The 25,786-nt window shown below is 69.0% G+C and carries 20 protein-coding genes and 1 pseudogene; 11 read left to right on the top strand and 10 right to left on the bottom strand.

Annotated elements, in window-relative coordinates; translation table 11 throughout:
- Positions 1-89: 89 nt before the first annotated feature.
- Positions 90-2,204 (bottom strand): PhoX family protein, encoded by a 2,115-nt coding sequence (locus tag ACGFSB_RS09615; RefSeq protein WP_393396489.1) that lies wholly within the window; start codon positions 2,202-2,204, stop codon positions 90-92.
- Between the two features lie 563 nt (positions 2,205-2,767).
- On the opposite strand from ACGFSB_RS09615, the gene ACGFSB_RS09610 reads away from it, so the two are divergent.
- The 3 genes from ACGFSB_RS09610 to ACGFSB_RS09600 all read left to right on the top strand — a co-directional run bounded on the left by ACGFSB_RS09610 (position 2,768) and on the right by ACGFSB_RS09600 (position 6,004).
- Entirely contained in the window at positions 2,768-3,901 is a 1,134-nt protein-coding gene (locus tag ACGFSB_RS09610) for a VWA domain-containing protein (protein WP_393396487.1), read from the top strand.
- Positions 3,902-3,991: 90 nt separating this feature from the next.
- Positions 3,992-5,629: a methionine--tRNA ligase gene (gene metG / locus ACGFSB_RS09605; protein WP_393396485.1), complete on the top strand. Its 1,638-nt coding sequence runs from the start codon at positions 3,992-3,994 to the stop codon at positions 5,627-5,629.
- A 186-nt stretch (positions 5,630-5,815) separates the two neighbouring features.
- Positions 5,816-6,004 carry a hypothetical protein gene (locus ACGFSB_RS09600; protein ID WP_393396483.1) on the top strand — a complete coding sequence of 63 codons (189 nt, stop codon included), beginning with the start codon at positions 5,816-5,818 and terminating at the stop codon, positions 6,002-6,004.
- An 80-nt stretch (positions 6,005-6,084) separates the two neighbouring features.
- On the opposite strand, the pseudogene ACGFSB_RS09595 reads toward ACGFSB_RS09600, so the two are convergent.
- Positions 6,085-6,318 (bottom strand): annotated as a pseudogene (locus tag ACGFSB_RS09595) (TetR/AcrR family transcriptional regulator); the annotation flags it as partial.
- A 15-nt stretch (positions 6,319-6,333) separates the two neighbouring features.
- Between ACGFSB_RS09595 and ACGFSB_RS09590 the strand changes: the two are divergent.
- Positions 6,334-6,618: an SRPBCC domain-containing protein gene (locus ACGFSB_RS09590; protein WP_393396481.1), complete on the top strand. Its 285-nt coding sequence runs from the start codon at positions 6,334-6,336 to the stop codon at positions 6,616-6,618.
- A gap of 154 nt (positions 6,619-6,772) precedes the next feature.
- Entirely contained in the window at positions 6,773-8,200 is a 1,428-nt protein-coding gene (gene rox, locus ACGFSB_RS09585) for a rifampin monooxygenase (protein ID WP_393396479.1), read from the top strand.
- Between the two features lie 162 nt (positions 8,201-8,362).
- Here the strand turns inward: rox and aspS are convergent, their stop codons facing one another.
- Positions 8,363-10,138 (bottom strand): aspartate--tRNA ligase, encoded by a 1,776-nt coding sequence (aspS, locus tag ACGFSB_RS09580; RefSeq protein WP_393396477.1) that lies wholly within the window; start codon positions 10,136-10,138, stop codon positions 8,363-8,365.
- Positions 10,139-10,282: 144 nt separating this feature from the next.
- On the opposite strand from aspS, the gene ACGFSB_RS09575 reads away from it, so the two are divergent.
- The gene (locus ACGFSB_RS09575; RefSeq protein ID WP_393396475.1) at positions 10,283-12,574 is read left to right on the top strand and encodes a SpoIIE family protein phosphatase; all 2,292 of its coding nucleotides are present in this window, start codon (positions 10,283-10,285) and stop codon (positions 12,572-12,574) included.
- Here the strand turns inward: ACGFSB_RS09575 and ACGFSB_RS09570 are convergent.
- The 3 genes from ACGFSB_RS09570 to ACGFSB_RS09560 all read right to left on the bottom strand — a co-directional run bounded on the left by ACGFSB_RS09570 (position 12,457) and on the right by ACGFSB_RS09560 (position 15,203).
- Positions 12,457-13,617: an AI-2E family transporter gene (locus ACGFSB_RS09570; RefSeq protein WP_393396473.1), complete on the bottom strand. Its 1,161-nt coding sequence runs from the start codon at positions 13,615-13,617 to the stop codon at positions 12,457-12,459. The genes ACGFSB_RS09575 and ACGFSB_RS09570 overlap by 118 nt on opposite strands.
- Before the next feature lie 22 nt (positions 13,618-13,639).
- Positions 13,640-14,596 carry a pirin family protein gene (locus tag ACGFSB_RS09565; RefSeq protein ID WP_393396471.1) on the bottom strand — a complete coding sequence of 319 codons (957 nt, stop codon included), beginning with the start codon at positions 14,594-14,596 and terminating at the stop codon, positions 13,640-13,642.
- Positions 14,597-14,714: 118 nt separating this feature from the next.
- On the bottom strand, positions 14,715-15,203 hold the full coding sequence (locus ACGFSB_RS09560; RefSeq protein WP_393396469.1) for an SseB family protein: 489 nt from the start codon (positions 15,201-15,203) through the stop codon (positions 14,715-14,717).
- A 128-nt stretch (positions 15,204-15,331) separates the two neighbouring features.
- On the opposite strand from ACGFSB_RS09560, the gene ACGFSB_RS09555 reads away from it, so the two are divergent.
- From ACGFSB_RS09555 to ACGFSB_RS09545, 3 genes are all read left to right on the top strand, one after another.
- A complete protein-coding gene (locus tag ACGFSB_RS09555; RefSeq protein ID WP_393396467.1) occupies positions 15,332-17,158 on the top strand; it encodes an acyl-CoA dehydrogenase in 1,827 nt (608 codons plus the stop codon).
- A 221-nt stretch (positions 17,159-17,379) separates the two neighbouring features.
- Positions 17,380-18,684: a M18 family aminopeptidase gene (locus tag ACGFSB_RS09550; RefSeq protein ID WP_393396465.1), complete on the top strand. Its 1,305-nt coding sequence runs from the start codon at positions 17,380-17,382 to the stop codon at positions 18,682-18,684.
- Between the two features lie 58 nt (positions 18,685-18,742).
- Positions 18,743-19,240 carry an LURP-one-related/scramblase family protein gene (locus tag ACGFSB_RS09545; protein ID WP_393396463.1) on the top strand — a complete coding sequence of 166 codons (498 nt, stop codon included), beginning with the start codon at positions 18,743-18,745 and terminating at the stop codon, positions 19,238-19,240.
- A gap of 22 nt (positions 19,241-19,262) precedes the next feature.
- Here the strand turns inward: ACGFSB_RS09545 and ACGFSB_RS09540 are convergent, their stop codons facing one another.
- Positions 19,263-20,066, bottom strand: coding sequence for a carbon-nitrogen family hydrolase (locus tag ACGFSB_RS09540; RefSeq protein ID WP_393396461.1), 804 nt, complete (start codon positions 20,064-20,066; stop codon positions 19,263-19,265).
- Between the two features lie 133 nt (positions 20,067-20,199).
- Between ACGFSB_RS09540 and ACGFSB_RS09535 the strand changes: the two genes are divergently transcribed.
- On the top strand, positions 20,200-21,024 hold the full coding sequence (locus ACGFSB_RS09535; RefSeq protein ID WP_393396459.1) for a maleylpyruvate isomerase family mycothiol-dependent enzyme: 825 nt from the start codon (positions 20,200-20,202) through the stop codon (positions 21,022-21,024).
- A gap of 18 nt (positions 21,025-21,042) precedes the next feature.
- Here the strand turns inward: ACGFSB_RS09535 and ACGFSB_RS09530 are convergent, their stop codons facing one another.
- Both ACGFSB_RS09530 and ACGFSB_RS09525 read right to left on the bottom strand, forming a co-directional pair.
- Positions 21,043-22,350, bottom strand: coding sequence for a nitrate/nitrite transporter (locus tag ACGFSB_RS09530; protein ID WP_393397030.1), 1,308 nt, complete (start codon positions 22,348-22,350; stop codon positions 21,043-21,045).
- Between the two features lie 106 nt (positions 22,351-22,456).
- A complete protein-coding gene (locus ACGFSB_RS09525) occupies positions 22,457-23,161 on the bottom strand; it encodes a GntR family transcriptional regulator (protein ID WP_393396457.1) in 705 nt (234 codons plus the stop codon).
- 157 nt (positions 23,162-23,318) lie between these two features.
- On the opposite strand from ACGFSB_RS09525, the gene ACGFSB_RS09520 reads away from it, so the two are divergent.
- Positions 23,319-24,209, top strand: coding sequence for a D-alanyl-D-alanine carboxypeptidase family protein (locus ACGFSB_RS09520; RefSeq protein WP_393396455.1), 891 nt, complete (start codon positions 23,319-23,321; stop codon positions 24,207-24,209).
- 116 nt (positions 24,210-24,325) lie between these two features.
- On the opposite strand, the gene ACGFSB_RS09515 is transcribed toward ACGFSB_RS09520, so the two are convergent.
- Positions 24,326-25,786, bottom strand: a complete 1,461-nt coding sequence (locus ACGFSB_RS09515) for a dihydrolipoamide acetyltransferase family protein (protein ID WP_393396453.1) — start codon at positions 25,784-25,786, stop codon at positions 24,326-24,328.

Raw genomic sequence — 25,786 nt, 5'->3', positions numbered from 1 at the left:
GGCAGTACTGCCGTACCGCCGTACCGCCGTACCGCCGTACCGCCGTACCGCCGTACCGCCGTACCGCCGTACCGCCTACCTCTTACCGCTCAGACTCCGATGTCGCAGCCGTCCTGGCGCCACACGGAAACGACCGACGGACGGACGATCTTCCCGGGCCCGTCGGGCCACGCGCTCGCGGGCTTCTCGACCGACGCACCGTCGACCTCGCCCGGGTGCTGCACGGAGACGAGGACCCGGCGGTCCTGGACCAGCGGGCCGCAGGTCTCCGCGCCCGTCGGCATGGTCAGGAACTGCTTCAGTTCGCCGCGGCTGCCGCCCTTGGTCGCGACGCCGAACAGGCCGTCGTGCGAGCCGAGCTGGTTACCGTCCGTCGAGATCCACAGGTTGCCGTGCGGGTCGAAGGCGACGTTGTCGGGGCAGGAGATCGGGCTGACCTTGCCCTTCGGGAAGCCCGCGAAGTACGTGGCCGGGTCCTCCGGGTCACCGGCGACGAGGAACAGCGACCAGGCGAAGGTGGTGGCCTCCGCGCGGTTGCGGCGCTCGGTCAGTTCGAGGATCTGCCCGTGCTTGTTGAGGTTGCGCGGGTTGGCCTCGTCGGCTGCGGCCTTGCCCGCCTTGCCGCGGTCGGAGTTGTTCGTGAGCGCGACGTACACCTTGCCGGAGTGCGGGGACGGCTCGATGTCCTCGGGACGGTCCATCTTCGTGGCGCCGACCTTGTCACCGGCCTGGCGCGTGAAGACGTACACCTCTTCGGCGCTCATGCCGTCGACGTGCGAGACGGCGTGACCGCCGGGCCCTGCCGTGGCGATCGGTATCCAGACGCCGCTGCCGTCGAACTCGCCGTCGGCGGGCAGCTTGCCGGTGCCGTCGATGTCACCGGCCGGGGAGTCACCGGTCAGCTTGGCGACGTACAGGGTGCCCTCGTCGAGAAGGGTGAGATTGTGCGCGTGCGCGGACCGCGACTTGCCCTTGGCGACGTGCTTGCTGCTGACGAACTTGTAGAAGTAGTCGAACTTCTCGTCGTCGCCCATGTAGACCACGGGGCGGCCGTCGTTCGTCAGGCGGGGCTGCGCGGCCTCGTGCTTGAAGCGGCCGAGCGCGGTGCGCTTACGCGGGGCCGACTCCGGGTCGTACGGGTCGAGTTCGACGACCCAGCCGAACCGGTTGGCCTCGTTGGGCTCCTTGGCCAGGTCGAAACGGTCGTCGAACCGCTCCCACTTCCGCTCCGACGCGGCACCGATGACGCCGTAGCGCTTGAGGCGGGCGGCGGTGGCCGGGTCGGTGACCTTCTCGGCGTTGGCGAAGTACTGGTTGAAGTTCTCCTCGCCGTGGAGGGTGGTGCCCCACGGGGTGGTGCCGCCCGAGCAGTTGTTGAGCGTGCCGAGGACGGTGGTGCCGCGCGGGTCGGCCTTCGTACGGACGAACTCGCTGCCGGCGGCGGGGCCGGACAGCTTGAACTCACTGGTGGCGGTGAGGCGGCGGTTGAGCTGGTGGCGGGTTACGGCGCTCAGCTGCCCGCTCTTGCGCTCCTCCTCCACGACCACGACGGAGAGGCCGTGCGCGGCCCAGGCGATCTCTACCTGCTCGCGGGTCGGGTTCGCGGGATCGTAGCCCTTGAACATCAGAATCTCGTCGGTGTACTCGTGATTGGCGACGAGGACCTGGCGCCCGTGCTCGCGGTGCAGCGGCAGGAGGCTGAGGAAGTCGTTGTTGTAGCCGAACTGCGCGGCCTGGGCCTTCGCGGTCTGCTTGTCCGCGTCGAAAGCGGGGGCGCCGCGGAGGATGGGCTCGCCCCAGCGGATGACGACGTTCTGGGCGTAGCCGTCCGGGATCGTGACGGAGTCGGCGGTGTTGGGCGCGACGGGCGCGAAGCGGAGACCGCGCGCCCCCGTTTTGCTCTTGTTGCTCTTGTTGCTTTTGTACGACGCGGGATTCTGGGAGGCGGTGGCCGCTTCCGCTTCCGGGGCGGCGGGCCCCGCGACGACGGCGCTGCCGGCCGCCGTCGCCACGGTCACGACCGCGGCGGCGCGCATCATCGAGCGGCGGCTGAGCGCGCCCGCTATGACGTCACCGACGTACGCGTTGTCACTGGTGTTGGGCACCTCGTGGAAGCAGGCATCCCCACAACGGAACCGGCAGGTCAAGGCGGAACGGCCGCCGCTCCCCTGATGCGAGGTGATGATCGGCAGCAGCTTGCGCACGGTTCCTCCGTTGTGTGACGTGTGTGTCGCGTGGCTTGTTTCCGCCGCGACGCTAGGCGTGGAGGTCGGCAGGGCGACGGCCGCCGGATGAACGGAGGGTGAACCGGGGGCGCACATAGGGCAGTTGGGGCGCGTGTGCGGGGTGTGGATGCGGCGGGGGTGACACTGGAGTGACGCGGGGGTGACCCTCACCAAGATCGCCAATTGCGGCGGCTAACCTTACGTGTCCGCCCTGGCCAGGGGTTATCGGGAATGAACTCACGCGAAGGGGTGCACCCATGGGCATTCTGAGTGTCCTGCGGAACGCGTTCGGAAGGTCACGCAGGGAGAACCCTGCGGAGCCTGAGGCTCCGGAGGCGGTGCCGGAGGCTGCCGCCTCTCCGTCTGCCTCTCCGTCCGCCTCTCCGTCCGCCTCTCCGTCCGCGACGGTGCCTGCGCCGTCGTCCGAGCGGGTGCCTTCTGCTGCGCCTGCCGAGCCGAAGGCTACGGTCCCTGCACCGTCGTCCGAACCTTCGCCTTCAGCGACGGATGATCTCGTCGCGGCGGCGTTCGACCGCGACCGCGTGACGGTACCGGCACCTTCGCCGGAACCGGAGCTTGTCGCCCCGGAGCCGGAGCTTGCGGCGGAACCGGAGCCGGAGCTTGCGCCGGAGCCGGAGCATGTCGCCCCGGAACCGGAGCCTGCGCCGGAGCCGGAGCTTGTCGCCCCCGAGCCGGAGCTTGCGCCGGAACCGGAGCTTGTCGCCCCGGAACCGGAGCTTGCGCCGGAGCCCGAAGCGGTCGCCCCGGAGCCGGAGCCTGCGCCGGAGCCCGAAGCGGTCGCCCCGGAGCCCGAGCCGGTTGTCGCCGACGCCGCTGCGTCGGAACCGTCAGTTGTGCCCTCGACGCAGGGCGCCGATGAAGCAGCCGAGGCACCCGTGACCTCGACGGAGCCCGAAGCCCCCGCCGCCAAGACGGAAGCGGCAGAAGCGACAGAAGAAGCGGAAGACGCAGAAGCCACCCCACCCCGGGCGGAGCCCCCCGCCCCCGCCAAGGGAAAGCCCGCCCTCTCAGCCGCCAAGCTGAAGACCCAGGCCCCCGGCCTCGCCACCGCCTACAAGGCGGCCGGTGCCGCCCTCCAGAAGCGGGACCTCACCGGGGTCCGCGCCCCGGTGTACCTCATCCTCGACCGCTCCGGGTCAATGCGCCCGTACTACAAGGACGGCTCCGCCCAGAGCCTGGGCGAACAGGTCCTCGCACTCGCGGCGCACACGGACCCCGAAGCCACCGTCCACGTGACGTTCTTCTCGACGGACATCGACGGCACCGGCACCCTCACCCTGCCCGCCCACGAGTCCCGCATCGACGAGCTCCACGCGGCCGCGGGCCACATGGGCCGTACCAGCTACCACCGGGCGATCGAAGAGGTCGTAACCCACTACGAGAAGTCGGAGCACAAGGGCAGCCCCGCCCTCGTCGTGTTCCAGACGGACGGCGCCCCGGACGCCAAGGGCCCCGCCACCCAGGCCCTCGCGGAAGCGGCCGCGCACCCGCTCTTCTTCCAGTTCGTGGCCTTCGGTGACCACGAGGCGAAGGGCTTCGACTACCTCCGCAAGCTGAAGGCGGAGAACGCGGCCTTCTTCCACGCGGGCCCCACCCCCCGCGAGCTCACGGACGAGGAACTGTACGAGGGCCTCCTGGCGGCCTGGCGCCCGTAACCCCCCAGGGGGTGGACCCTCGGACCTCTCGGGGTCCACCCCCTGGAATCGAGGTGAACCGCCCCCTCCGCGGCCGTTAGGATTTCGACCATGGCGGCCACTGGATCCGAGAAGCAGGGGACGAGCGCAGAAGACGCGAAGGCGTTTTACGTATCGACCCCCATTTATTACGTCAACGACGCTCCTCACCTGGGCCACGCCTACACGACCGTTGCAGGGGACGTGCTCACGCGCTGGCACCGTCAGCGCGGCGAGAAGGTGTGGTACCTCACCGGCACGGACGAGCACGGTCAGAAGATCATGCGCACTGCCGAGGCGAACGACGTCACGCCCCAGGAGTGGTGCGACAAGCTCGTGGACGAGGCCTGGCGGCCTCTCTGGGAGCACCTGAACATCGCGAACGACGACTTCATCCGTACGACGGAGAAGCGCCACACGGACCGCGTGCAGGAGTTCGTCCAGGATCTCCACGAAAAGGGCGAGATCTACAAGGGCGGCTACGAGGGCCCGTACTGCGTGGGCTGCGAGGAGTACAAACTCCCCGGCGATCTGATCGACGGCGAGGCCGGCGGCGCGTACGAGGGGCAGAAGCTCTGCCCGATCCACAAGAAGCCGGTGGAGCTCCTCAAGGAGGAGAACTACTTCTTCAAGCTGAGCGAGTACGGCCCCAAGCTCCTCGAGCACTACGCGGCGAACCCCGGCTTCATCCAGCCGGAGTCGGCTCGCAACGAGGTCGTGAACTTCGTCAGGCAGGGCCTTCAGGACCTGTCGATCTCCCGCTCGACCTTCGACTGGGGCGTCCCGGTCCCGTGGGACGACAAGCACGTCATCTACGTCTGGGTCGACGCGCTCCTCAACTACGCCACGGCCGTCGGCTACGGCGCGGACGAGGCGAAGTTCAAGTCGACGTTCCCGGCCAATGTGCACCTGGTCGGCAAGGACATCCTCCGCTTCCACGCGGTCATCTGGCCCGCGATGCTGATGGCGCAGGGCCTGCCGCTGCCGGGCAGGATCGCGGCCAACGGGTGGCTGATGGTCGGCGGCGAGAAGATGTCGAAGTCGAACCTGACGGGCATCAAGCCGCAGGACCTCACGTCGCACTTCGGTGTGGACGCGTACCGCTGGTACTTCCTGCGTGCGATCGCCTTCGGCCAGGACGGCTCGTTCTCGTGGGAGGACTTCTCCGCCCGCTACACGAGCGAGCTGGCGAACGACTACGGAAACCTCGCCTCGCGCGTGGCGGCCATGGTCGGCAAGTACTTCGGCGGCGCGCTGCCGGAGGCCACGGCGGCCGGTGACGCCGAGCGCGCGGTCCAGGAAGGCCTGGCCAAGGCGGTCGCGACGGCCGACCTGAAGATCGGCGAGGAGCTGGATTTCCAGGGCGGCATCCTGGCGGTCTTCGCCTTCGTCAAGCAGGTCAACGGCTACATCACGGAGCAGGAGCCGTGGAAGGTGGCCAAGGACGAGTCGCCGGAGGGCCAGGCCCGCCTGGCGACGATCCTCTACACGGCGGCGGAGTCGCTGCGCGCGGTGGCCGTCCTGCTGAACCCGATCATGCCGGAGACCTCGCAGAAGCTGTGGGACTCGCTCGGCGCGGAGGCCTCGCTCGGCCCGCTCGCCGAGCAGAAGGTCCAGGACGCGGGCACGTGGGGCCAGCTGCCGGTGGGTGCCACGGTGACGAAGGGCGCGGTGCTGTTCCCGCGCCTGGAGGAGCCGAAGAAGGCATGACCGGCGGACAGTTGCTCCGGGTCCGTCCCGAACTGCCCTGAAATGCACAGAAGGGGCTCGCGATACACATCGCGGGCCCCTTCTCTTTGCCCAAGTTGGCGCATTCATGCCTACCAGATAGCGATACCGATCACATTCGACCAGAACTCACGTCGCCTTCACATCTTCACACGTAGGCTTCACGCTATGACCACGACTCCCGATACCCCTGACCGGCCGCGGCGCTCCGCGGCCGAGGTGAACGAGGAGATACGTGCGCTCTGGCTCAGCACGGGCGGGTATCTGCGCCCGGAGCAGCATCTTGAGTACGAACGCCTGGTGGCGGAGTGGGCAGAAGCCACGGCCACGGCGGCAACTCATTCGCCGGTCGCCTGAACTACCGCCCAGCGTTCACAGATTCCGTGTCGTACGACTCGACTCCGCCTCGCACGATTCCGCCTCGTACGACGCCACCTCTACGACCCCACCTCGTACGACCCCACAAGCCGCGCCAACTGACGCCCCGCCGCCCGTAGCGGCTCCTCGCTGCGGTTGACCTGGGCGGTCACCTCGGCGCCCTCCAGGGCGCTGATCACGGTGGTCGCGACCTCGCGCGCATCCGCCGCCCCGAAGCCGGAGCCGAGCAGCTTCTCCTCGACAAGACCCTCCCAGCTTCGCAGCGCCGCCGCGCACACCCGCTGGATCTCGGCTCGGGCATCGCCGACGTGGTCGGCAAGGTGGTGGCGGCAACGCCACCGAAGCGCCTGGTGACGACATGGGCGGAGCCCGACGCGACGCCGCCCGACGCCACCGGGCCCTCCCAGGTCACGTTCGACATCGAGCCGTACGGCGGAATCGTCAGGCTCACGGTGACGCACGAGAACCTCGCGAGCGAGGCGGAGCGGAACGGGGTGGCGTCCGGTTGGCCCGCGGTCCTCTCCAACCTCAAGTCCCTGTTGGAGACGGGCAGTCCGCTGTCGGAGGAGCCATGGCTGGTCCCGACCGACTGAGCCCGCCAAGGAGAGAAACAAAAAGGCAAGGAGGGATTACCTCTCCTTGCCACTATCAAGATATAGCGCAGGTGGGGGCTTGCGGCAAGGCCCGGTTCGTACCGCAGAATCACCGCTCGAAGGCAGAATCTGTGGAAGTGAACGGTGGTTTGTGATGATCGACGTAATCATTGCCGGGGGCGGACCGACCGGGCTGATGCTGGCGAGCGAGCTGCGGCTCGCCGGAGTGCACGTGGTCGTGCTCGAGAAGTTGACCGAGCCGACCAAGGAGTCGCGCGGGCAGGGCCTGCACGCGCGCAGCGTCGAGATGATGGACCAGCGCGGCCTGCTCGACCGGTTCCTCGCGGTCAGCGAGAAGTTCCAGGTCGGCGGCCTGTTCGGCGGCATCATGAAGCCGTGGCCGGACCGTTTGGACACGGCGCACCCATACGGCGTCGCCACCCCCCAGCCGGTCACCGAGAAGCTTCTCAACGAGCACGCCATCGAGCTGGGCACGGAGATCCGACGAGGCTGTGAAGTGGTCGGTCTCAACCAGGACGAGGAAGGGGTGACCGTAGACCTCGCGGACGGCACCCACCTGCGCTCGCGCTACCTCGTCGGGTGCGACGGCGGCCGCAGTACGGTGCGCAAACTGGCCGGCGTCGGTTTCCCGGGCGAACCCGCCACGGTCGAGACGCTGATCGGCGAGATGGAGGTGGCCGAGGATCCGGCGACGGTAGCCGCCGCGGTCGAGGAGGTCCGCAAGACCCACCTGCGGTTCGGCGTCGCTCCCCCAGTGGACGGTGTGTGCCGCGTGGTCGTGCCCGCCGACGGGGTGACCGAGGACCGTACGACCGCCCCGACCCTCGACGACGTCAAGACTCAACTGCGGGCGGTCGCGGGCACCGACTTCGGCGTGCACTCGCCGCGCTGGATCTCCAGGTTCACCAACGCCACACGGCAGGCCGAGCGCTACCGGGTCGGCCGGGTACTCCTGGCCGGCGACGCGGCCCACATCCACCCGCCGACCGGCGGTCAGGGGATGAACCTCGGCGTGCAGGACGCGTTCAACCTGGGCTGGAAGCTGGCCGCAACGGTCAACGGCTGGGCACCGGCAGGGCTCCTCGACAGCTACCACAGCGAACGGCACCCGGTGGGCGCCCGCATCCTCGCCAACACCCACGCGCAGATCACACTCCTCGGGACCGATCCGGGTGCGGTCGCGCTACGGGAACTGTTCTCGAAGCTGATGGACTTCGAGGAGGTGAACCGGTACGTGACCGGGATGATCACCGCGGTCGACATCCACTACGACTTCGGCGAGGGCCACGAACTGCTGGGCCGCCGGATGCGGGACGTGGAGTTGAAGCAGGGCCGCCTCTACGAACTGATGCGGGACGGCCGCGGCCTGCTGCTGGACCAGACGGGGCAACTCTCGGTGGCGGGCTGGGAGGATCGGGTCGACCATGTGGTCGACGTCAGCGAGGAACTGGACGCCCCGGCGGTGCTGCTGCGGCCGGACGGGCACGTGGCCTGGGTCGGCGAGGACCAGCGGGGCCTGCTGGACGCGCTGCCGAAGTGGTTCGGCGAGGCGGTCGGCTAAGCACGCAGGGACCGCCGGTCAGCGCTTCCTCGCCCGTACGTAACGCATGAGTGAGGCCAACCCGTCCTCGGCTCCTGGGCGAAGGCCCGGAACCAGCAGGTCCCGGGCCCAGCAAACCCAGCAAGCCAGCCAGGCATCCAGCTAGCTAGTCACCAGGAAGCGCTACTTGTCCTTGTCCGCAGACACCGGCTTCCGCAGCGTGATGTTCAGCTCCCGCAGCCGCGACTCCTCCAGCTCGGACGGCGCGCCCATCATCAGGTCCTGCGCGTTGCCGTTCAGCGGGAACGCGATCGTCTCGCGGATGTTCGGCTCGTCCGCGAGCAGCATCACGATGCGGTCGACGCCGGGGGCGATGCCGCCGTGCGGCGGGGCGCCGAGGCGGAAGGCGCGCAGCATTCCCGCGAACTCCTGCTCCACGGTCTCGGCCGCGTAGCCCGCGATCTCGAAGGCCTTGAGCATGACATCGGGCTCGTGGTTACGGATCGCGCCGGAGGACAGCTCGATGCCGTTGCAGACGATGTCGTACTGCCAGGCGAGGATATCGAGCGGGTCCTTCTCCTCCAGGTCCTTCATGCCGCCCTGGGGCATCGAGAAGGGGTTGTGGGAGAAGTCGATCTTGCCGGTGTCCTCGTCCTTCTCGTACATCGGGAAGTCGACGATCCAGCAGAAGCGGAAGACGCCCTCTTCGAAGTGGCCCGCACGCTTGGCCGCCTCGACGCGCACCGCGCTCATGATCTTCGAGACCTCGTCGAACTCACCCGCGCCGAAGAAGACCGCGTGGCCGGGCGAGAGGGAGAGGCGCTTCGTGAGCTCCTCTACGTTCGCTTCCGTCAGGAACTTCGCGATCGGGCCCGTCAGCGAGCCGTCCTCGGCCACCCGCACCCAGGCCAGGCCCTTCGCGCCCTGCTCGACCGCGTAGTCACCGAGGCCGTCGAAGAACTTGCGGGACTGCGATGCCGTGTCCGGGACCGGGAGGGCGCGGACGTGCTTGCCCGCGAACGCCTTGAAGTCGGAGTCCGCGAAGATGTCCGTGATGTCGTGCAGTTCGAGCTTCGCCCGCAGGTCCGGCTTGTCGTTGCCGTACTTCAGCATCGACTCGCGGAACGGGATGCGCGGGAAGGGGGAGGTCACCTCGCGGCCACCGCCGTACTCCGTGAAGATCTCCGTCATCAGCTTCTCGATGGGCTGGAAGACGTCTTCCTGCTCCACGAAGCTCATCTCGACGTCGAGCTGGTAGAACTCGCCCGGCGAGCGGTCCGCGCGCGCGTCCTCGTCGCGGAAGCACGGCGCGATCTGGAAGTAGCGGTCGAAGCCCGAGATCATGAGCAGCTGCTTGAACTGCTGCGGGGCCTGGGGGAGCGCGTAGAACTTGCCCGGGTTCAGGCGGGACGGCACGACGAAGTCGCGGGCGCCCTCGGGGGACGTCGCGGCCAGGATCGGCGTCGCCATCTCGTTGAAGCCGAGCGCCACCATCTTCGAGCGGATCGAGGCGATCACGGACGAGCGCAGCATGATGTTGCGGTGCATACGCTCGCGGCGCAGGTCCAGGAAGCGGTACTCGAGGCGCCGCTCCTCGTTCACGCCGTCGTCCGCGTTGACCGTGAAGGGCAGCGGGGCGGCGGTGCCGAGCACCTCGACCTCGGCGGCCTCGATCTCGATCTCGCCGGTGGGCAGCTCCGGGTTCACGTTCTCCGCGCCGCGCGAGACGACCTTGCCGTCGATACGGACGACCGTCTCCTTGGAGAGCTTGTCGAGCGTCTCGGCGGCGGAGGTGCCGGGGCGGGCCACCAGCTGCGTGATTCCGTAGTGGTCGCGCAGATCGATGAAGAGGATGCCGCCCAGGTCTCGGCGATTGTGCAGCCAGCCGCTCAGCCGGACGTCGGAGCCGACGTCAGAGGCGCGGAGCTCGCCGCAGGTGTGGGACCTGTACCGATGCATCGTCGTTTCATCCAGTCTTCGCGAATAGGGGAGAGAGCAGGCAGGGCTCAAGGCTACCGCCCGGGTGAAGATCGCTTTCCGAATACTCTCAGCGGCGTCCCGGCTCAGTGGCGTCTCGGCGGCAGATCTTCTTAAAGTGGGTCAATGCGCACCGACGATCCCTTGCAGCAGGCGGAGGATGAACCCCTGCCTCCCGTACGGGACGTCCTGACCGCCATCGCGACCGGCCTCTGGCGCTGGAACAACACGACGGGGACGGTCACGCTCGACGCCGAGGCCGCCAGGCTCCTCGGGCTCCCCGCACGCGCCCAGAGCCTCACAGAGGCGGGCGTACGGTCCCGCTTCCACCCCGTCGACTGGAACGAGATCGACGGCATCGTCCAGCTCGCCGTCGCCGAGGGCACCCTCGCCGAGGCCCGGCTCCGGATCATGGACGAGCGGGGGCGGGTGATCCGGATCGTGCGCAGCCGCTCCAAGCCCGTCGTGGACGAGGTCACGCACGCGTACGCCCTTATCGGCACCCTTCAGGAAGTCACCGAGCCCCCGCCGGGCGCCGCCGCACGCAGCCCCGTCACGGGCGACTGGCGCCGCTCCCGCGAGGCCTTCCTGCTGGACGCGGGGCGCGCGCTCGCCGAGGCGCGGTCGACCGAGGAGGTGCTCCGGGTGGCCGGAGGGCTCTCCATGCCGGGGTTCTCGCCGGACGGGCTCGGGGTCTTCGGGGTCGAGGGCGACCGGCTCAAGGTCATCGGGCATTACGGCCATCAGCCGGGGGACGACCTGCCGTTCTCGGCGATGGCCCTGGACACGGACTATCCGGCCGCCGAGGTGGTGCGCACGGGGCGTGCCGTCTATCTCTCGTCGCCCGGGGAGTACCAGCGCCGCTACCCGGCGACCTGGCCCCTCGCCCAGCCCTTCAGGCGGCAATCGTGGGCGTTCCTGCCGCTGACCGTCGCGGGCCGCACGATGGGCGCGTGGCTGGCCGCCTTCGCCTACCCCGTCTCGTTCACGCCGGACGAGCGTTCCGTCCTGACGACGGTGGCCAGGATGCTGGCCCAGGCCCTGTCGCGGGCCGGGGTCGCCGAGTCGGAGCGTGAGCTGACGGAGGGCCTTCAGCGCTCGATGCTGCCGCTGCTCGGGCCGCGCATCCCGGGGATGAGCGTGGCCGCGCGGTACGTGCCGACCGGCGGCGGGCTCCAGGTGGGCGGCGACTGGTACGACATGATCCCGCTGCCCAACGGCCGCATCGCCTTCGTCATCGGCGACGTACAGGGGCACGACGTACGCGCGGCCGGTCTCATGGGGCAGCTGCGGATCGCCCTGCGCGCGTACGCCTCCGAAGGGCACCGCCCGGACGCCGTGCTCTCCCGGGCGACGCGCTTCCTCTCGGGGATCACGGACGGCATCACGATCGGCTCCGACGGCGACCCCGGAGGTGACCGCGCCGACCCGCGCTTCGCGACCTGCCTCTACGTGGAGGCCGACCCCGTCACCGGCATCCTGGAGATGGCCCGCGCGGGCCACCCGGAGCCCGCGATACGGATGAGTGACGGAACGGTCCTGCTCCGCCCCACGGCGGGCGGCCTGCCGCTGGGCATCGACCCGGACGCCGACTACCCGACGACCCGCCTGGTCCTGGAGGCGGGCGAGACGATGCTGGTCTGCACCGACGGCCTCATCGAGACCGGCGGCCACGACCTGGACAGCGGCTGGACGCGGATCCGCAAGATCCTCGAGGAGCACGGGGGCGAGGGGGACGGCGACGGAAGCGGAGGAGGCGGCGGAGGCGGTGGCGACGATGGGCTGGAAAAGCTCGCCGACACCCTCGTACAGGCCGTGCACGGGCCCTCGTCGCACCACACGACGGGCCCGCTCGTGGACCGCCGCGAGGACGACATAGCGGTCCTGCTGCTCCGCAGGACCGGCCACCCCGCCTATCGCACGCCCGCCCGCCGCACCGTCCTGACGGTCGCGCAGGCCGAGCCGGAGCGGATCGCCGGGGCGCGGCGTCATGTGCGGGAGCTGCTGCACGACTGGGCGGACGCCGATCAGATCGACTCGGCGGTCCTGATGGTCTCCGAGATGATCACGAACGTACTGGTGCACACGGACGGTGACGCCCTCCTTGTCGCCGAGGTCATCGGGGAGCCGGGCGCGCGCCGCCTGCGGGCCGAGGTGTCGGACGGCAGCGACGACCTGCCGCACAAGCGCCACCCCGGTGAACTCGCCTCGTCCGGGCGTGGGTTGGTCCTCATGGAGCTGCTTGCCGACGAGTGGGGCGTGGAGCCGAGGGGCGAGGGCAAGAGCATCTGGTTCGAGCTCTACGAGGGGGTTCCGGGGCCCTCCGACGGGCCCTCCGACGCGCCCTCCGATGCGGCGCTCCCCACCGAGCCGGCCGATCCCGCCGATCCCGTCGAGCTCACCGATCCCGCCGCATAGCGGGCCCGCAGCTCCGAGTACACCCCGAACGCGGCCGCCGTCACCGGCACCGCGAGCAGCATCCCGAGGATTCCGGCAACGGACGCCCCCGCGGTGATCGCCAGCATGACGACCGCCGGGTGCATCTGCACGGTCCGGGACTGGATCACCGGTTGCAGCACGTGCCCTTCCAGGACCTGCACGGCGAGTACGACACCGAGCGCCCACAGCGCGATGAGCACCCCGCGGTCGGCGAGGGCGACGAGGATGGCGACGGCCCCGGAGATGAAGGCCCCCAGGTAGGGGATGTAGGCGCCGATGAACACGAGCGCACCGAGCCCCCACGCCCCGGGCACTCGCAGGATCAGCAGGCCGACGGTGATGCAGATGGCATCGATGAGCGCGATGAACGTGGTCCCCCGCATAAAGCCCTCGACGGCCTCGAAAGCCCGGCGGCCCATCGCTTCGACGACGTCGGCCGTGCCGCGCGGGGCGAGCGAGCGCATGGCGCCGAGGGCCCGGTCGGAGTCGCGCAGGAAGAAGAAGACGAGCAGCAGCGCGAGGACGGCCATGGCGATCATCTCGCCGACGACGCTGAGCCCGCTGATCACTCCGGACGCGGCGGACCCGCCGAACTTGCCGAGCAGGTCCTTGGCGTTGGACGCCATGTCGTCGAGGGAGGTCCCCGCGGCACCGAAGTACTTGGACAGGTCGTCAGCGGCCTGCTTCAGGGAGGTGATGATCTGGTCGCCGGTGTCGATCAGGGCCCTGGCGACGATGTACATCGCGCCGCCGACGACGGCGACGACGACCGCGCACGTAAGCCCGGCGGCCAGCGAGCGCTGCACCTTCATCTTCAGGAGCCACCGGTAGACGGGCCCGAGGAGCGCCGTGCCGAGCGTCGCGAGCAGGACGGGCGTGACGGCCGTCTTGAAAGTGACGAAGAGCCAGATCGCCACGGCGGCCACGCCGGCGACGAGCAGAAGGACGACGCACCAGGCGGCGGTACGCCGTGCGGGCTCGGGCAGAAGGGTGCTCACCCTCCTACCCGAGCATGGCGTCATCGCCCCCGCACGTTATGTACGGCTACATGCCGTGCACGGCCGGGACCGTACCGAGCATGCCCTTCTGGAAGTCCTCGAACGCCTGCTGGAGCTCGGCCTGACTGTTCATCACGAACGGCCCGTAGTGCGCCATCGGCTCCCGGATCGGCTGCCCGCCGAGCAGCACGACCTCCAGGTCGGGGGTGTTCCCGTCCTGCTTCTCGTCCGCGCGGACGGTCAGCGATGAACCGGAGCCGAAGACCGCGGTCTGGCCCATCTGCACCGGACGGCGCTCGGCACCGACCGTGCCGCGCCCGGCGAGCACGTACGCGAGTCCGTTGAAGTCCTCGCGCCAGGGGAGGGTGACCTCGGCCCCGGGACGTACCGTCGCGTGGATCATCGTGATCGGGGTGTGCGTGATGCCGGGGCCCTCGTGCCCGTCGAGCTCACCGGCGATGACGCGAAGGAGCGCGCCGCCGTCGGGGGTGGTCAGGAGCTGCACCTGGCCGCCGCGGATGTCCTGGTAGCGGGGGTCCATCATCTTGTCCGCCGCGGGCAGGTTCACCCACAGCTGGAGGCCGTGGAAGAGGCCGCCGGACACGACGAGGGCCTCCGGGGGCGCCTCGATGTGCAGGAGGCCGGAGCCCGCGGTCATCCACTGGGTGTCGCCGTTGGAGATGGTGCCGCCACCGCCGTTGGAGTCCTGGTGGTCGAAGATGCCGTCGATGATGTACGTGACGGTCTCGAAGCCGCGGTGGGGGTGCCAGGGCGTGCCCTTCGGCTCTCCCGGCGCGTACTCCACCTCACCCATCTGGTCCATCATGATGAACGGGTCGAGGTACTTGTAGTTGATCCCCGCGAACGCCCGGCGCACCGGGAAGCCCTCGCCCTCGAAACCGCTCGGCGCGGTCGTCACGGCGAGCACGGGACGGGCCACGGCGTCGGCGGACGCGGCCACACGGGGCAGGGTCAGCGGGTTCTCGACGGTTACTGCGGGCATGTCGGTGCCTCCTTCTTCGTACGCTCACTTTAGTTGAACGTAGAACTTCTTGCCACCGGGAACACGTGACGCCCGGAGGGAATTCCCTCCGGGCGTCACGTGTGTCCTGAAACAGCCCTTACCCGTACATCCTTCGCATCGCGAAGTCGACCATCTGTTCGACGGCCTTGGCATCGAAGACCATGCGGTGCTCGCCCTCCATGTCCAGGACGAAGCCGTAGCCGGTGGGCAGCAGGTCGATGACCTCCGCGCCCGTGATCACGAAGTACTTCGACTCCTTGCCCGCGTACTTGCGCAGCTCCTTGAGGGAGGTGAACATCGGGATCACCGGCTGCTGGGTGTTGTGCAGGGCGAGGAAGCCGGGGTTGTCCCCGCGGGGGCAGTAGACCTTCGACGTGGCGAAGGCCTGCTGGAAATCCTCGGCGGACATAGAGCCCGTGGTGAAGGCCCGCACCGCGTCCGCGAGGGACGGCGGCGACGGCTCCGGGTAGAGCGGGGGCTGCTGGGCGTACCCGCTCGCACCGCCGGGCATCTGCTGCGGCGGCGGCTGCGCCCCGGGCGGGGCGTACTGCTGCTGGGCGCCTGGGCTCTGGTCGTAGCCGTACATGAGCGTAAGAGTACTGAGTCACAGATGACCCATTAGGGGTTGCTTCTTATTACTGACGGGTAGCATCATCGTAGCTACTTACTGGTACTGATCCCGTTGATCCCTTTCCTGCTTACGGAGCCTTCGCTATGGGCCACTACAAGTCGAATCTCCGCGACATCGAGTTCAACCTCTTCGAGGTGCTCGGCCGCGACAAGCTGTACGGCACCGGCCCGTTCGCGGAGATGGACGTCGACACCGCCAAGACGATCCTCGACGAGCTGCGCCGCCTCGCCGAGAACGAGCTGGCCGAGTCCTTCGAGGACGCCGACCGCAACCCTCCGGTGTTCGACCCCGAGACCAACACCGCGCCGGTCCCGGCGTCCTTCAAGAAGAGCTACCAGGCCTTCATGGACTCCGAGTACTGGCGCCTTGGCCTCCCCGAGGCGATCGGCGGCACGACCGCTCCCCGCTCCCTGATCTGGGGTTACGCGGAGCTTCTGCTCGGCGCCAACCCTGCCGTCTGGATGTACTGCTCCGGCCCCGCGTTCGCGGGCATCCTGCACGACGAGGGCAACGACGCGCAGAAGAAGGTCGCCGCGATCGCCGTCGAGAAGCAGTGGGGCTCGACGATGGTCCTCACCGAGCCGGACGCCGGTTCGGACGTGGGCGCGGGCCGTACGAAGGCCATCAAGCAGGAGGACGGCTCCTGGCACATCGAGGGCGTGAAGCGCTTCATCACGTCCGGTGAGCACGACATGTCGGAGAACATCCTCCACTACGTCCTCGCCCGCCCCGAGGGCCACGGCCCCGGCACGAAGGGCCTCTCGCTCTTCCTCGTCCCGAAGTACGAGTTCGACTGGGAGACCGGCGAGCTGGGCGCCCGCAACGGCGCGTACGCCACGAACGTCGAGCACAAGATGGGCCTCAAGGCGTCCAACACGTGCGAGATGACGTTCGGCGACCAGCACCCCGCCAAGGGCTGGCTGATCGGCGACAAGCACGACGGCATCCGCCAGATGTTCATGATCATCGAGTTCGCCCGCATGATGGTCGGCACGAAGGCGATCGCGACGCTCTCGACGGGTTACCTGAACGCCCTGGAGTACGCCAAGGAGCGTGTCCAGGGTCCCGACCTCGCCCAGTTCATGGACAAGACGGCGCCCAAGGTGACGATCACGCACCACCCGGACGTACGCCGCTCGCTGATGACGCAGAAGGCGTACGCGGAGGGTATGCGCGCGCTTGTCCTGCACACGGCGGCTGTCCAGGACGACATCGCGGTGAAGGAGGCGGAGGGCGAGGACGCGTCGGCGCTCATCGCCCTGAACGACCTCCTCCTGCCCATCGTCAAGGGCTACGGCTCGGAGAAGTCGTACGAGCAGCTGGCGCAGTCGCTCCAGACGTTCGGCGGCTCGGGGTACCTCCAGGAGTACCCCATCGAGCAGTACATCCGTGACGCCAAGATCGACACCCTCTACGAGGGCACGACGGCCATCCAGGGCCAGGACTTCTTCTTCCGGAAGATCGTCCGCAACCAGGGTGCCGCGCTGAACGGCCTCTCCGAGGAGATCAAGAAGTTCCTCGCGGTCGGCACCGGCGGCGAGGGCCTGGCCGGGGCCCGCGAGGAGCTGGCCAAGGCAGCGGTCGAGCTGGAGGCCATCGTCGGCGTCATGCTGACGGACCTCGCGGCCACGGAGCAGGACGTGAAGTCCATCTACAAGGTGGGCTTGAACACGACCCGCCTCCTGATGGCCTCGGGCGACGTCGTCGTCGGCTACCTCCTCCTGCGGGGCGCCGCGGTCGCCGCCGAGAAGCTGGAGACGGCCTCCACGAAGGACGTCGCCTTCTACCAGGGCAAGATCGCCGCCGCGAAGTTCTTCGCGGCGAACGTCCTGCCGGGGGTCGCGGCCGAGCGGAAGCTCGCCGAAGGCGTAGAGCTGGGCCTGATGGAGCTGGACGAGGCTGCGTTCTAGCTTTCCCGGCACTTCCAAGTGGCCTGCTCCCGGTTCGGGGGCGGGCCACTGCCGGGTAAACGGGATGGGGGTCCCCCCTGCTCCTTAAGAGCTTGGGGGAGGTGGGAAAGATCCGCCGCGAAGCGGCGGTACAAGCGCCCCCGCTGAGGGCAAATCACGTACAGAACCTCCCAGAAAAGCCGCCCCGCGCCATGGGGCACCCGCTAGCTAGGCTGGAAGCCATGAGCACACCTGCCCGCTTCACCCGCGGCCACTCCGACGACCTCATGACCTTCCTGGCCCAGAGCCCCTCGCCGTACCACGCGGTGGCCAGCGCCGCGGACCGGCTGGAGAAGGCCGGTTTCCGGCAGGTCGAGGAGACCGAAGCCTGGGACGGGTCGACCGGCGGGAAGTATGTGCTCCGCGGTGGCGCGATCATCGCCTGGTATGTCCCTGAAGGGGCCGCCGCGCACACGCCGTACCGCATCGTCGGCGCCCACACCGACTCCCCGAACCTCCGCGTCAAGCCGAGGCCGGACAGCGGCGCGCACGGCTGGCGCCAGGTGGCGGTCGAGATCTACGGCGGGCCGCTGCTCAACTCCTGGCTCGACCGGGACCTCGGCCTCGCGGGCCGGCTCTCGCTGCGGGACGGCTCCACGCACCTCGTGAACATCGACCGGGCGCTCCTTCGCGTGCCGCAGCTCGCGATCCACATGGACCGCGGGGTGATCGCCGACGGTCTCAAGCTGGACAAGCAGAAGCACATGCAGCCCATCTGGGGGCTCGGCGACGACGTGCACGACGGCGACCTCGTCCGCTTCCTGGAGGAGGAGTCGGGGCTCGCCCCCGGCGAGGTCACCGGCTGGGACCTGATGACGCACCCCATCGAGGCGCCCGCGTACCTCGGCCGCGACCGCGACCTCATCGCGGGCCCGCGCATGGACAATCTCCTCTCCGTGCACGCCTGCACGGCCGCGCTGGCCGCTGTGGCCACGGCTGACGGAGCCGACTCCCTCCCCTTCATCCCCGTACTCGCCGCCTTCGACCACGAGGAGAACGGCTCGCAGTCGGACACCGGCGCCGACGGCCCGCTGCTCGGCGGCGTGCTCGAGCGGTCCGTGTTCGCCCGCGGCGGCTCGTACGAGGACAAGGCCCGCGCCTTCGCCGGGACCGTCTGTCTCTCCTCCGACACCGGGCACGCCGTGCACCCCAACTACGCGGAGCGGCACGACCCGACGCACCACCCGCGCGCCAACGGCGGCCCGATCCTCAAGGTCAACGTCAACAACCGGTACGCCACGGACGGCACCGGGCGTGCCGTGTTCGCGGCGGCGTGCGAGAAGGCGGGCGTGCCGTTCCAGTCGTTCGTGTCGAACAACTCGATGCCGTGCGGCACGACGATCGGCCCGATCACCGCGGCGCGGCACGGCATCAAGACGGTCGACATCGGCGTGGCGATCCTCTCCATGCACAGCGCGCGCGAGCTGTGCGGGGCGGACGACCCCTACCTCCTCGCCAACGCGCTGGTGGCGTTCCTGGAGGGCTGACCCACTGAGTACGCCAGGAAGTGTCCGATGCCGGCGGCTGTGGGGTAGTCATGGCGTCATGAGACTTCTCGTACGCGACCGGCTGCTCGGCATCGGTGACGACTACTGGATCGAGGACGACCAGGGCCGCAAGGTCTTCCTCGTCGACGGCAAGGCGATGCGCCTGCGCGAGACCTTCGAGCTCAAGGACATGGAGGGCCGTGTCCTCATCGACATCCACGCCAAGATGCTCTCGGTGCGCGACACGATGGTGATCGAACGGGACGACCAGGCCCTTGCCACGGTCAAGCGCAAGCGCCTCTCGCTGCTGCGCAACCACTACCGCGTGGCCCTGGTCGACGGCACCGAACTGGACGTGAGCGGCAAGATCCTGGACCGCGAGTTCGCCATCGAGTACGACGGCGAACTGCTGGCCGACATCTCCCGCCGCTGGTTCACGGTCCGCGACACGTACGGCCTCCAGATCACCCGGGACGACGCCGACCCGGCCCTGCTCCTGGCCATCGCGGTCTGCGTGATCCGCCTGGCGGAGAAGGAACGGGGCGACGAGGACTGAGGGGGGCAGCGGTCCTGAGGCCTCAGCGCCGGGGGACGGCTACTCCCAGCAGCCGATCCTTCAGCGCCGGGAACTGCTCCCGCGTGGCAGCCACCTTCGGAAGGTCGATGTCGACGGTGAGGACCTCCTCACCGTCCCCCGCCTCGGCGAGCACCTCGCCCCACGGGTCGACGACGACACTGTGCCCCGCCTGGGGAACCCCGGCGTGCGAACCGCCGGTCCCGCACGCCAGGACGAACACCTGGTCCTCGACGGCCCGCGCCCTGGCGAACAGCGTCCAGTGCTCCCGCCGCCGCGCGGGCCACCCCGCGGGCACGACGAACACCTCGGCGCCCGCGTCGACGAGCCCCCGGAAGAGCTCGGGGAAGCGGAGGTCGTAGCAAGTGGCGAGGCCGATCGCCGCGTCAGGCGTGCGCACCGTCACCAGCTCGCTGCCCGCGCCCATAAGCACCGCCTCGCCCTTGTCGAAGCCGAACCGGTGAATCTTCCGGTACGAGGCTGCGAGCTCGCCCTGGGGCGAGAAGACGAGCGAGGTGTTGTAGAGGTCCCCCGAGGCGTCCCGCTCCGGAATGGACCCGGCGTGCAGCCAGACGCCCGCGTCACTCGCGGCTTTGGCCATCGCTTCGTACGTCGGCCCCGCCAGCGGCTCCGCCTCGCTCGCGAACGACTCGTACGCGAAAGCGCCGGTCGTCCACAGTTCGGGAAGAACGACGAGATCCGGCCGCTCCCGCCCGGCTACCTCACGTACCAGTGAAGAGACCCGCGAGCGACGGGAATTGACCGATTCGCCCTCGTCTACGGCGATCTGGATGAGGGAGGCGCGCACACTACCACCGTCCTGGCATTCGAGTCGTCAATGCAGGCCTACGATCGTCACACGAAAGCACTGCCGGGGTGCCTGCGGGCAGCGTAACTTAGCGTGTCAGACACCCACCGCCCGCGTACGACCGAGGGGTCCCGTGAGTCTCCATCCCAGCCTGCAAACCTATGCCGACGCCTGGACCCAATCCGTATCAGCCATATCCGAGCTGGTGTCACCGCTCGCCGAGGCGGAGTGGAACTGGGCCACGCCCTGCCCCGGTTGGTCTGTGCGGGACATCGTCTCCCATGTCATAGGCCTGGACTGCGAGATGCTGGGCGATCCGCGCCCCATCCACACCCTGCCCCGCGATCTGTACCACGTACAGACCGAGGGCCAGCGCTACATGGAGATGCAGGTCGACGTCCGGCGCCACCACACGGCGCCCGAGATGACATCGGAGCTGGAGTACACGGTCATCCGCCGCACGCGTCAGCTGCGGAACGAATCGCGTGACCCCTCCCACAAGATCCGCGGCCCGCTCGGCACCGAGCAGACCCTCGAACTGGCCACGCGGCTGCGCGCGTTCGATGTCTGGGTCCATGAGCAGGATCTGCGTACGACGCTGAAGAAGCCCGGCAACCTGGACTCGCAGGGGGCGTACGTGGCCCGCGACCTCCTCCTGCACGGCCTCGCCGACGTGGTCGCCAAGAAGGCAGGGGCGCCGGTGAATTCGGCGGTCGTCTTCGATGTGAGCGGCCCCGTCGAGTTCCTGCGCACGGTCCGCGTCGACGCGGACGGCCACGCCACGGTCGACAGCGCCCCCTCGCTCGGCCCGCTCGCCACGCTGAGCCTGGACTGGGATACGTACTTCCGCCTCGCGTGCGGCCGTATCACGCTCGGTTCAGTGGCCGACCGGATCAAGATCGAGGGCGATCATGCCCTCGGTGAGGCCATCCTGCGGGACTTCGCGGTCACTCCGTAGCCCTCCCCCCAGGAGGCCTCAGACAGGGACGTGCACGGCCTCCACGCGGCTGGCGACAAGCCGCTCCTTCTCCCGGCGCACCGCGCGCGTCCGCAGCCGCAGGATCTGGCTGAGGCCGACCGCTTCGAGGACGAAGACGGCGGAGAAGGCGATCCGGTAGTTGTCGCCGGTCGCGTCCAGGAGCACGCCGATGGCGAGCAGTGTCGTCATGGAGGCGACGAAGCCGCCCATGTTCACGATGCCGGACGCCGTGCCCTGGCGCTCCGGCGGGTTCGCGGGCCGCGCGAAGTCGAAGCCGATCATGGATGCGGGGCCGCACGCGCCGAGCACGGCACACAGGGCGATGAGGAGCCCCATCGGCGCGTGGTCGCCGGGATAGTGGATCGTGGCCGCCCACATGACGGCGGTCGCCGCGACCGTGCCGATGGCCAGCGGTGTGCGTGCTGCGTGGTGCCGGGCGACGACCTGCCCGTAGACCAGGCCCACCGTCATGTTGGACAGCACTACGAGGGTGAGCAGCGTCCCCGCCGTCGCCCGCGAGAGCCCCTGCGCCTCGACCAGAAACGGCAGCCCCCACAGGAGCAGGAACACCATCGCGGGGAACTGCGTGGTGAAGTGCACCCAGAGCCCGAGCCGGGTGCCGGGTTCGCGCCAGCTCAGGGCGATCTGCTTGCGCACGAAGGCACCGCCGGTGTGCCGCACGGGCTCCGGTTCGTGGCCCTCGGGGTGGTCCTTGAGGAACAGCGTCATCAGTACGAGGACGACGACACCGCAGAGCGCGCTGCCGGCGAAGGCCGCGGTCCAGCCGACGGAGTGCAGGAGCCGGGCGAGGACGAGGGTGGAGACGAGGTTGCCCGCCATGCCGACGAGGCCCGCGAGCTGGGCGACCATCGGGCCGCGCCGGGCCGGGAACCAGCGGGTGCCGAGCCGCAGCACGCTGATGAACGTCAGCGCGTCACCGCAGCCGAGCAGCGCGCGGGACGCGAGCGCCATCCCGTACGAGGGCGAGAACGCGAAGCCGAGCTGCCCGAGCGTGAAGAGGACGACTCCGATGGTGAGGACCTTCTTGGTGCCGAGCCTGTCGACCATCAGGCCGACGGGTATCTGCATACCCGCGTAGACGAGGAGTTGGAGGATCGAGAAGGTGGAGAGCGCGGACGCGTTGACGTGAAAGCGGTCGGTGGCGTCGAGCCCGGCGACACCGAGCGAGGTCCGGAAGATGACGGCGACGAAGTAGACGGCTACGCCGATGCCCCAGACGAGCATGGCCTTCTTGCCGCCGGGGGGATCACCGGGGAGGGAGACGGGGGCGGAGGCCGCGCTCATCAGGAGCACCTCCGGGCGCGCCCGGAGGTGCTTCTTCGGCGCTCGTGTGCTGCGGAGTTCCGGGTGGGCGTGCGGGAAGAATGCCGCGAAGCGGCAGAAGAAAGCCTCATCGGACCTCACCCCGGGCAAGCTCCCGAAACCACCCGACGTGCCGGGTGACGACACCCTCCGCAGCCTCCGCGTCAGCGGCCCGCAAAGCCCCGAGAAGCTCCTCGTGCTCAGCGAGGGTCTTGGCGATCCGGTCAGGATGGGACTGCATCACAGCGACCCCCATCCGCAACTGCCGATCACGAAGCTGGTCGTACAGGCGGGAAAGGATCTCGTTCCCCCCGCTCCGCACGATCTCGGCGTGAAAGCAGCGGTCAGTGACCGCCGCTTCCGAGAGGGCCCCCGCGGCGGCCTGCTCCCGCTGCTGCCGCAGCAACTCCTCGAGCCGGGCGATCAACGCCGGAGGCGCGGGCACCGCCTTGCGCACCGAATGGACCTCCACAAGGAGCCGCGTCTCGACGACATCGGCGATCTCCTGCGCGGACACCGGCAGAACCAGTGCCCCCTTCTTCGGGTAGAGCCGGAGAAGCCCCTCCACCTCCAGCTTCAGGAGAGCCTCGCGCACCGGCGTGCGGGACACCCCGACGGCCTCGGCGAGCTCACCCTCGGTGAGCAGCGTGCCGCCCTCGTAGCGCCGGTCGAGCACACCCTGCTTGACGTGCGCGTACACGCGCTCGGCGGCGGGCGGCTGCTTCAAAGCTGGAGTGGGAGCTGGAGGAGGAGCTGGAGCTGGAGTGGGGGACGAGGCGGGAGCGACAGACATGCGCACAGCATAGATACAACACGTACCCATGAGGTCGTCTATTCCACGATCCGGACATCACCCGTACGTGAGCACATCCATCCGCCCCCCTCATGCGTCTCACCATCGAGCGGCACCCTCATGTGGCCGCATTCCAGGGGCATTTGGAGCATAGACCTTGAAAACCCCCATTAAGGGCATTCGTCGCGCATCGGCCGTTATCGTCACGGCGGGTGCGGTACTCGCGGGCGGAGCCCTCACGACCCCGGCCCATGCGGCCGCGCTGCCCAAGCCGTCGATCGCCGCCAAGGGCGGCTTCGTCATGAACAACGGCACGGGCAAGTCCCTCTTCACCAAGGCCGCGGACACCCGCCGGTCCACCGGCTCCACCACCAAGATCATGACGGCGAAGGTGGTGCTTGCGCAGTCGAACCTGAACCTCAATTCCAAGGTCAAGATCGAGAAGGCGTACAGCGACTACATCGTCAAGAACACCGCCTCGTCCGCCCGCCTCATCGTCGGCGACAAGGTCACCGTCCGCCAGCTCCTGTACGGCCTGATGCTGCCGTCCGGCTGCGACGCGGCGTACGCGCTCGCCGACAAGTTCGGCAAGGGCACCACCCGCTCCGCGCGCGTGAAGTCGTTCATCGGCAAGATGAACACCCAGGCCAGGAGCCTCGGCCTGACGAACACCCACTTCGACTCGTTCGACGGCATCGGCGGTGCGGGCAACTACTCCACGCCCCGCGACCTGACGAAGCTCGCCAGCAGCGCGATGAAGAGCTCCACGTTCCGTACGGTCGTGAAGACGAAGTCGACGAAGCAGAAGGTCACGACGAAGACCGGCGGCTACCGCTACATGTCGTGGAGCAACACGAACAACCTGCTCAGCAGCTACAGCGGCGCGATCGGCGTGAAGACAGGATCAGGACCGCAGGCCAAGTACTGCCTCGTCTTCGCCGCGACCCGTAGCGGCAAGACGGTCATCGGCACGGTCCTCACCTCCACCTCCGTGGCCAACCGGACGTCGGACGCGAAGAAGCTGATGGACTACGGCTTCAAGAAGTAGCCCTTTACGGGGATACGGGGATACCTGTATCCCCGGATACGACGATGGGGCCCGCCGCGTACTGCGGCGGGCCCCATCGTCGTACTGCCTACTGCCTACTGCTTACTGCTTACTGCTTACGCCCAAGTCATGAGCCGCTTGGGCTGCTCCAGGATCGCCGCCACATCGGCGAGCACCTTGGAGCCGAGCTCGCCGTCGACCAGGCGGTGGTCGAAAGAGAGCGCGAGCGTCGTGACCTGACGCGGCTTGACCTTGCCCTTGTGGACCCACGGCTGGAGCTTGATCGAGCCGACAGCGAGGATCGCGGACTCGCCGGGGTTCAGGATCGGCGTACCGGTGTCGACGCCGAAGACGCCGACGTTCGTGATGGTGACCGTGCCGCCCTGCATCGCGCCCGGCGAGGTCTTGCCCTCGCGGGCCGTGGACACCAACTCACCGAGGCCCTCGGCCAGTTCGGGGAGCGTCTTGGCGTGCGCGTCCTTGATGTTCGGGACGATCAGGCCGCGCGGGGTCGCCGCGGCGATGCCCAGATTCACATAGTGCTTCTGGACGATCTCCTGATTCGCCTCGTCCCAGGCCGCGTTGACGGCGGGATTGCGCCGGATCGCCACGAGCAGGGCCTTGGAGATGAGCAGGAGCGGATTGACCCGCAGGCCGGCGAAGGCCTTGTCCTGCTTCAGCTCCTCCACGAGCTTCATCGTCCGCGTCACGTCCACCGTCACGAACTCCGTGACATGCGGCGCCGTGAAGGCCGAGCCGACCATCGCCTGGGCGATGGCCTTGCGGACGCCCTTGACGGGGATCCGGGTCTCACGGGCGTCGGTGCCGCCCACCACGGAGGGGGCAGCGGCGGCAGGTGCCTGCGCCTCGGTCACCACCGGCTGCGGCGCGGACACGGGTTGCGGAGCGGAAACCGGAGCCACCGCCGCGTGCACGTCCTCGCGCGTGATGATCCCGTCGGGACCGGACGGGACGATGGCCGTGAGGTCGACTCCCAGGTCCTTGGCGAGCTTACGCACCGGCGGCTTGGCCAGCGGACGCGTCCCCGAAGGGGCGGTCACCTGCGCTGCCGTGCTCGAGCCGTTCAGCTCGGCCTGCACCGCGGCCGCGTAATACGTACCGGCGGGCGGCTCATCGGCCTGCTCCGGCACGGACTTGCGTGCGCGGCGCTTCGTCGAGGACTCGGCCACTCCATAGCCCACGAGCACGGGCTGGCGACCGGTGGAAGCGGCCTCCGGCTCGGGAGCCGCCTCCGGCTCCGGGGCGGCAGCTACCGGGGCGGCAGCTACCTCCGCGGGCGCGGAAGCCGCGGCTCCCCCGGACACGTCGACCGCGATGATCACCTGGCCGACGTCGACCGTCGTGCCCTCGGGGAAGCGCAGTTCCCGTACGACACCGTTGAAGGGAATGGGCAGCTCGACGGCGGCCTTGGCCGTCTCGACCTCGCACACCACCTGCCCGTCGGTGACCGTGTCGCCCGGCGCCACGAACCACTTGAGGATTTCTGCCTCGGTGAGCCCCTCGCCCACGTCGGGCATCTTGAACTCGGCCAGCGCAGCGTCTGTCATCGTCGTCAC

The organism is Streptomyces sp. NPDC048441 (assembly GCF_043200235.1).
Classification (GTDB): domain Bacteria; phylum Actinomycetota; class Actinomycetes; order Streptomycetales; family Streptomycetaceae; genus Streptomyces.
Note: the sequence above shows the minus strand (reverse complement) of the source record. Positions and strands in the feature narration are given on the sequence as shown.

Coding starts and splice junctions, on each gene's coding strand:
- metG (WP_393396485.1), top strand. CDS start 3,992: ATGGCGGCCACTGGATCCGAGAAGCAGGGGACGAGCGCAGAAGACGCG.
- ACGFSB_RS09600 (WP_393396483.1), top strand. CDS start 5,816: ATGACCACGACTCCCGATACCCCTGACCGGCCGCGGCGCTCCGCGGCC.
- rox (WP_393396479.1), top strand. CDS start 6,773: ATGATCGACGTAATCATTGCCGGGGGCGGACCGACCGGGCTGATGCTG.
- aspS (WP_393396477.1), bottom strand. CDS start 10,138: ATGCATCGGTACAGGTCCCACACCTGCGGCGAGCTCCGCGCCTCTGAC.
- ACGFSB_RS09575 (WP_393396475.1), top strand. CDS start 10,283: ATGCGCACCGACGATCCCTTGCAGCAGGCGGAGGATGAACCCCTGCCT.
- ACGFSB_RS09570 (WP_393396473.1), bottom strand. CDS start 13,617: ATGACGCCATGCTCGGGTAGGAGGGTGAGCACCCTTCTGCCCGAGCCC.
- ACGFSB_RS09565 (WP_393396471.1), bottom strand. CDS start 14,596: ATGCCCGCAGTAACCGTCGAGAACCCGCTGACCCTGCCCCGTGTGGCC.
- ACGFSB_RS09560 (WP_393396469.1), bottom strand. CDS start 15,203: ATGTACGGCTACGACCAGAGCCCAGGCGCCCAGCAGCAGTACGCCCCG.
- ACGFSB_RS09555 (WP_393396467.1), top strand. CDS start 15,332: ATGGGCCACTACAAGTCGAATCTCCGCGACATCGAGTTCAACCTCTTC.
- ACGFSB_RS09550 (WP_393396465.1), top strand. CDS start 17,380: ATGAGCACACCTGCCCGCTTCACCCGCGGCCACTCCGACGACCTCATG.
- ACGFSB_RS09545 (WP_393396463.1), top strand. CDS start 18,743: ATGAGACTTCTCGTACGCGACCGGCTGCTCGGCATCGGTGACGACTAC.
- ACGFSB_RS09530 (WP_393397030.1), bottom strand. CDS start 22,350: ATGAGCGCGGCCTCCGCCCCCGTCTCCCTCCCCGGTGATCCCCCCGGC.
- ACGFSB_RS09525 (WP_393396457.1), bottom strand. CDS start 23,161: ATGTCTGTCGCTCCCGCCTCGTCCCCCACTCCAGCTCCAGCTCCTCCT.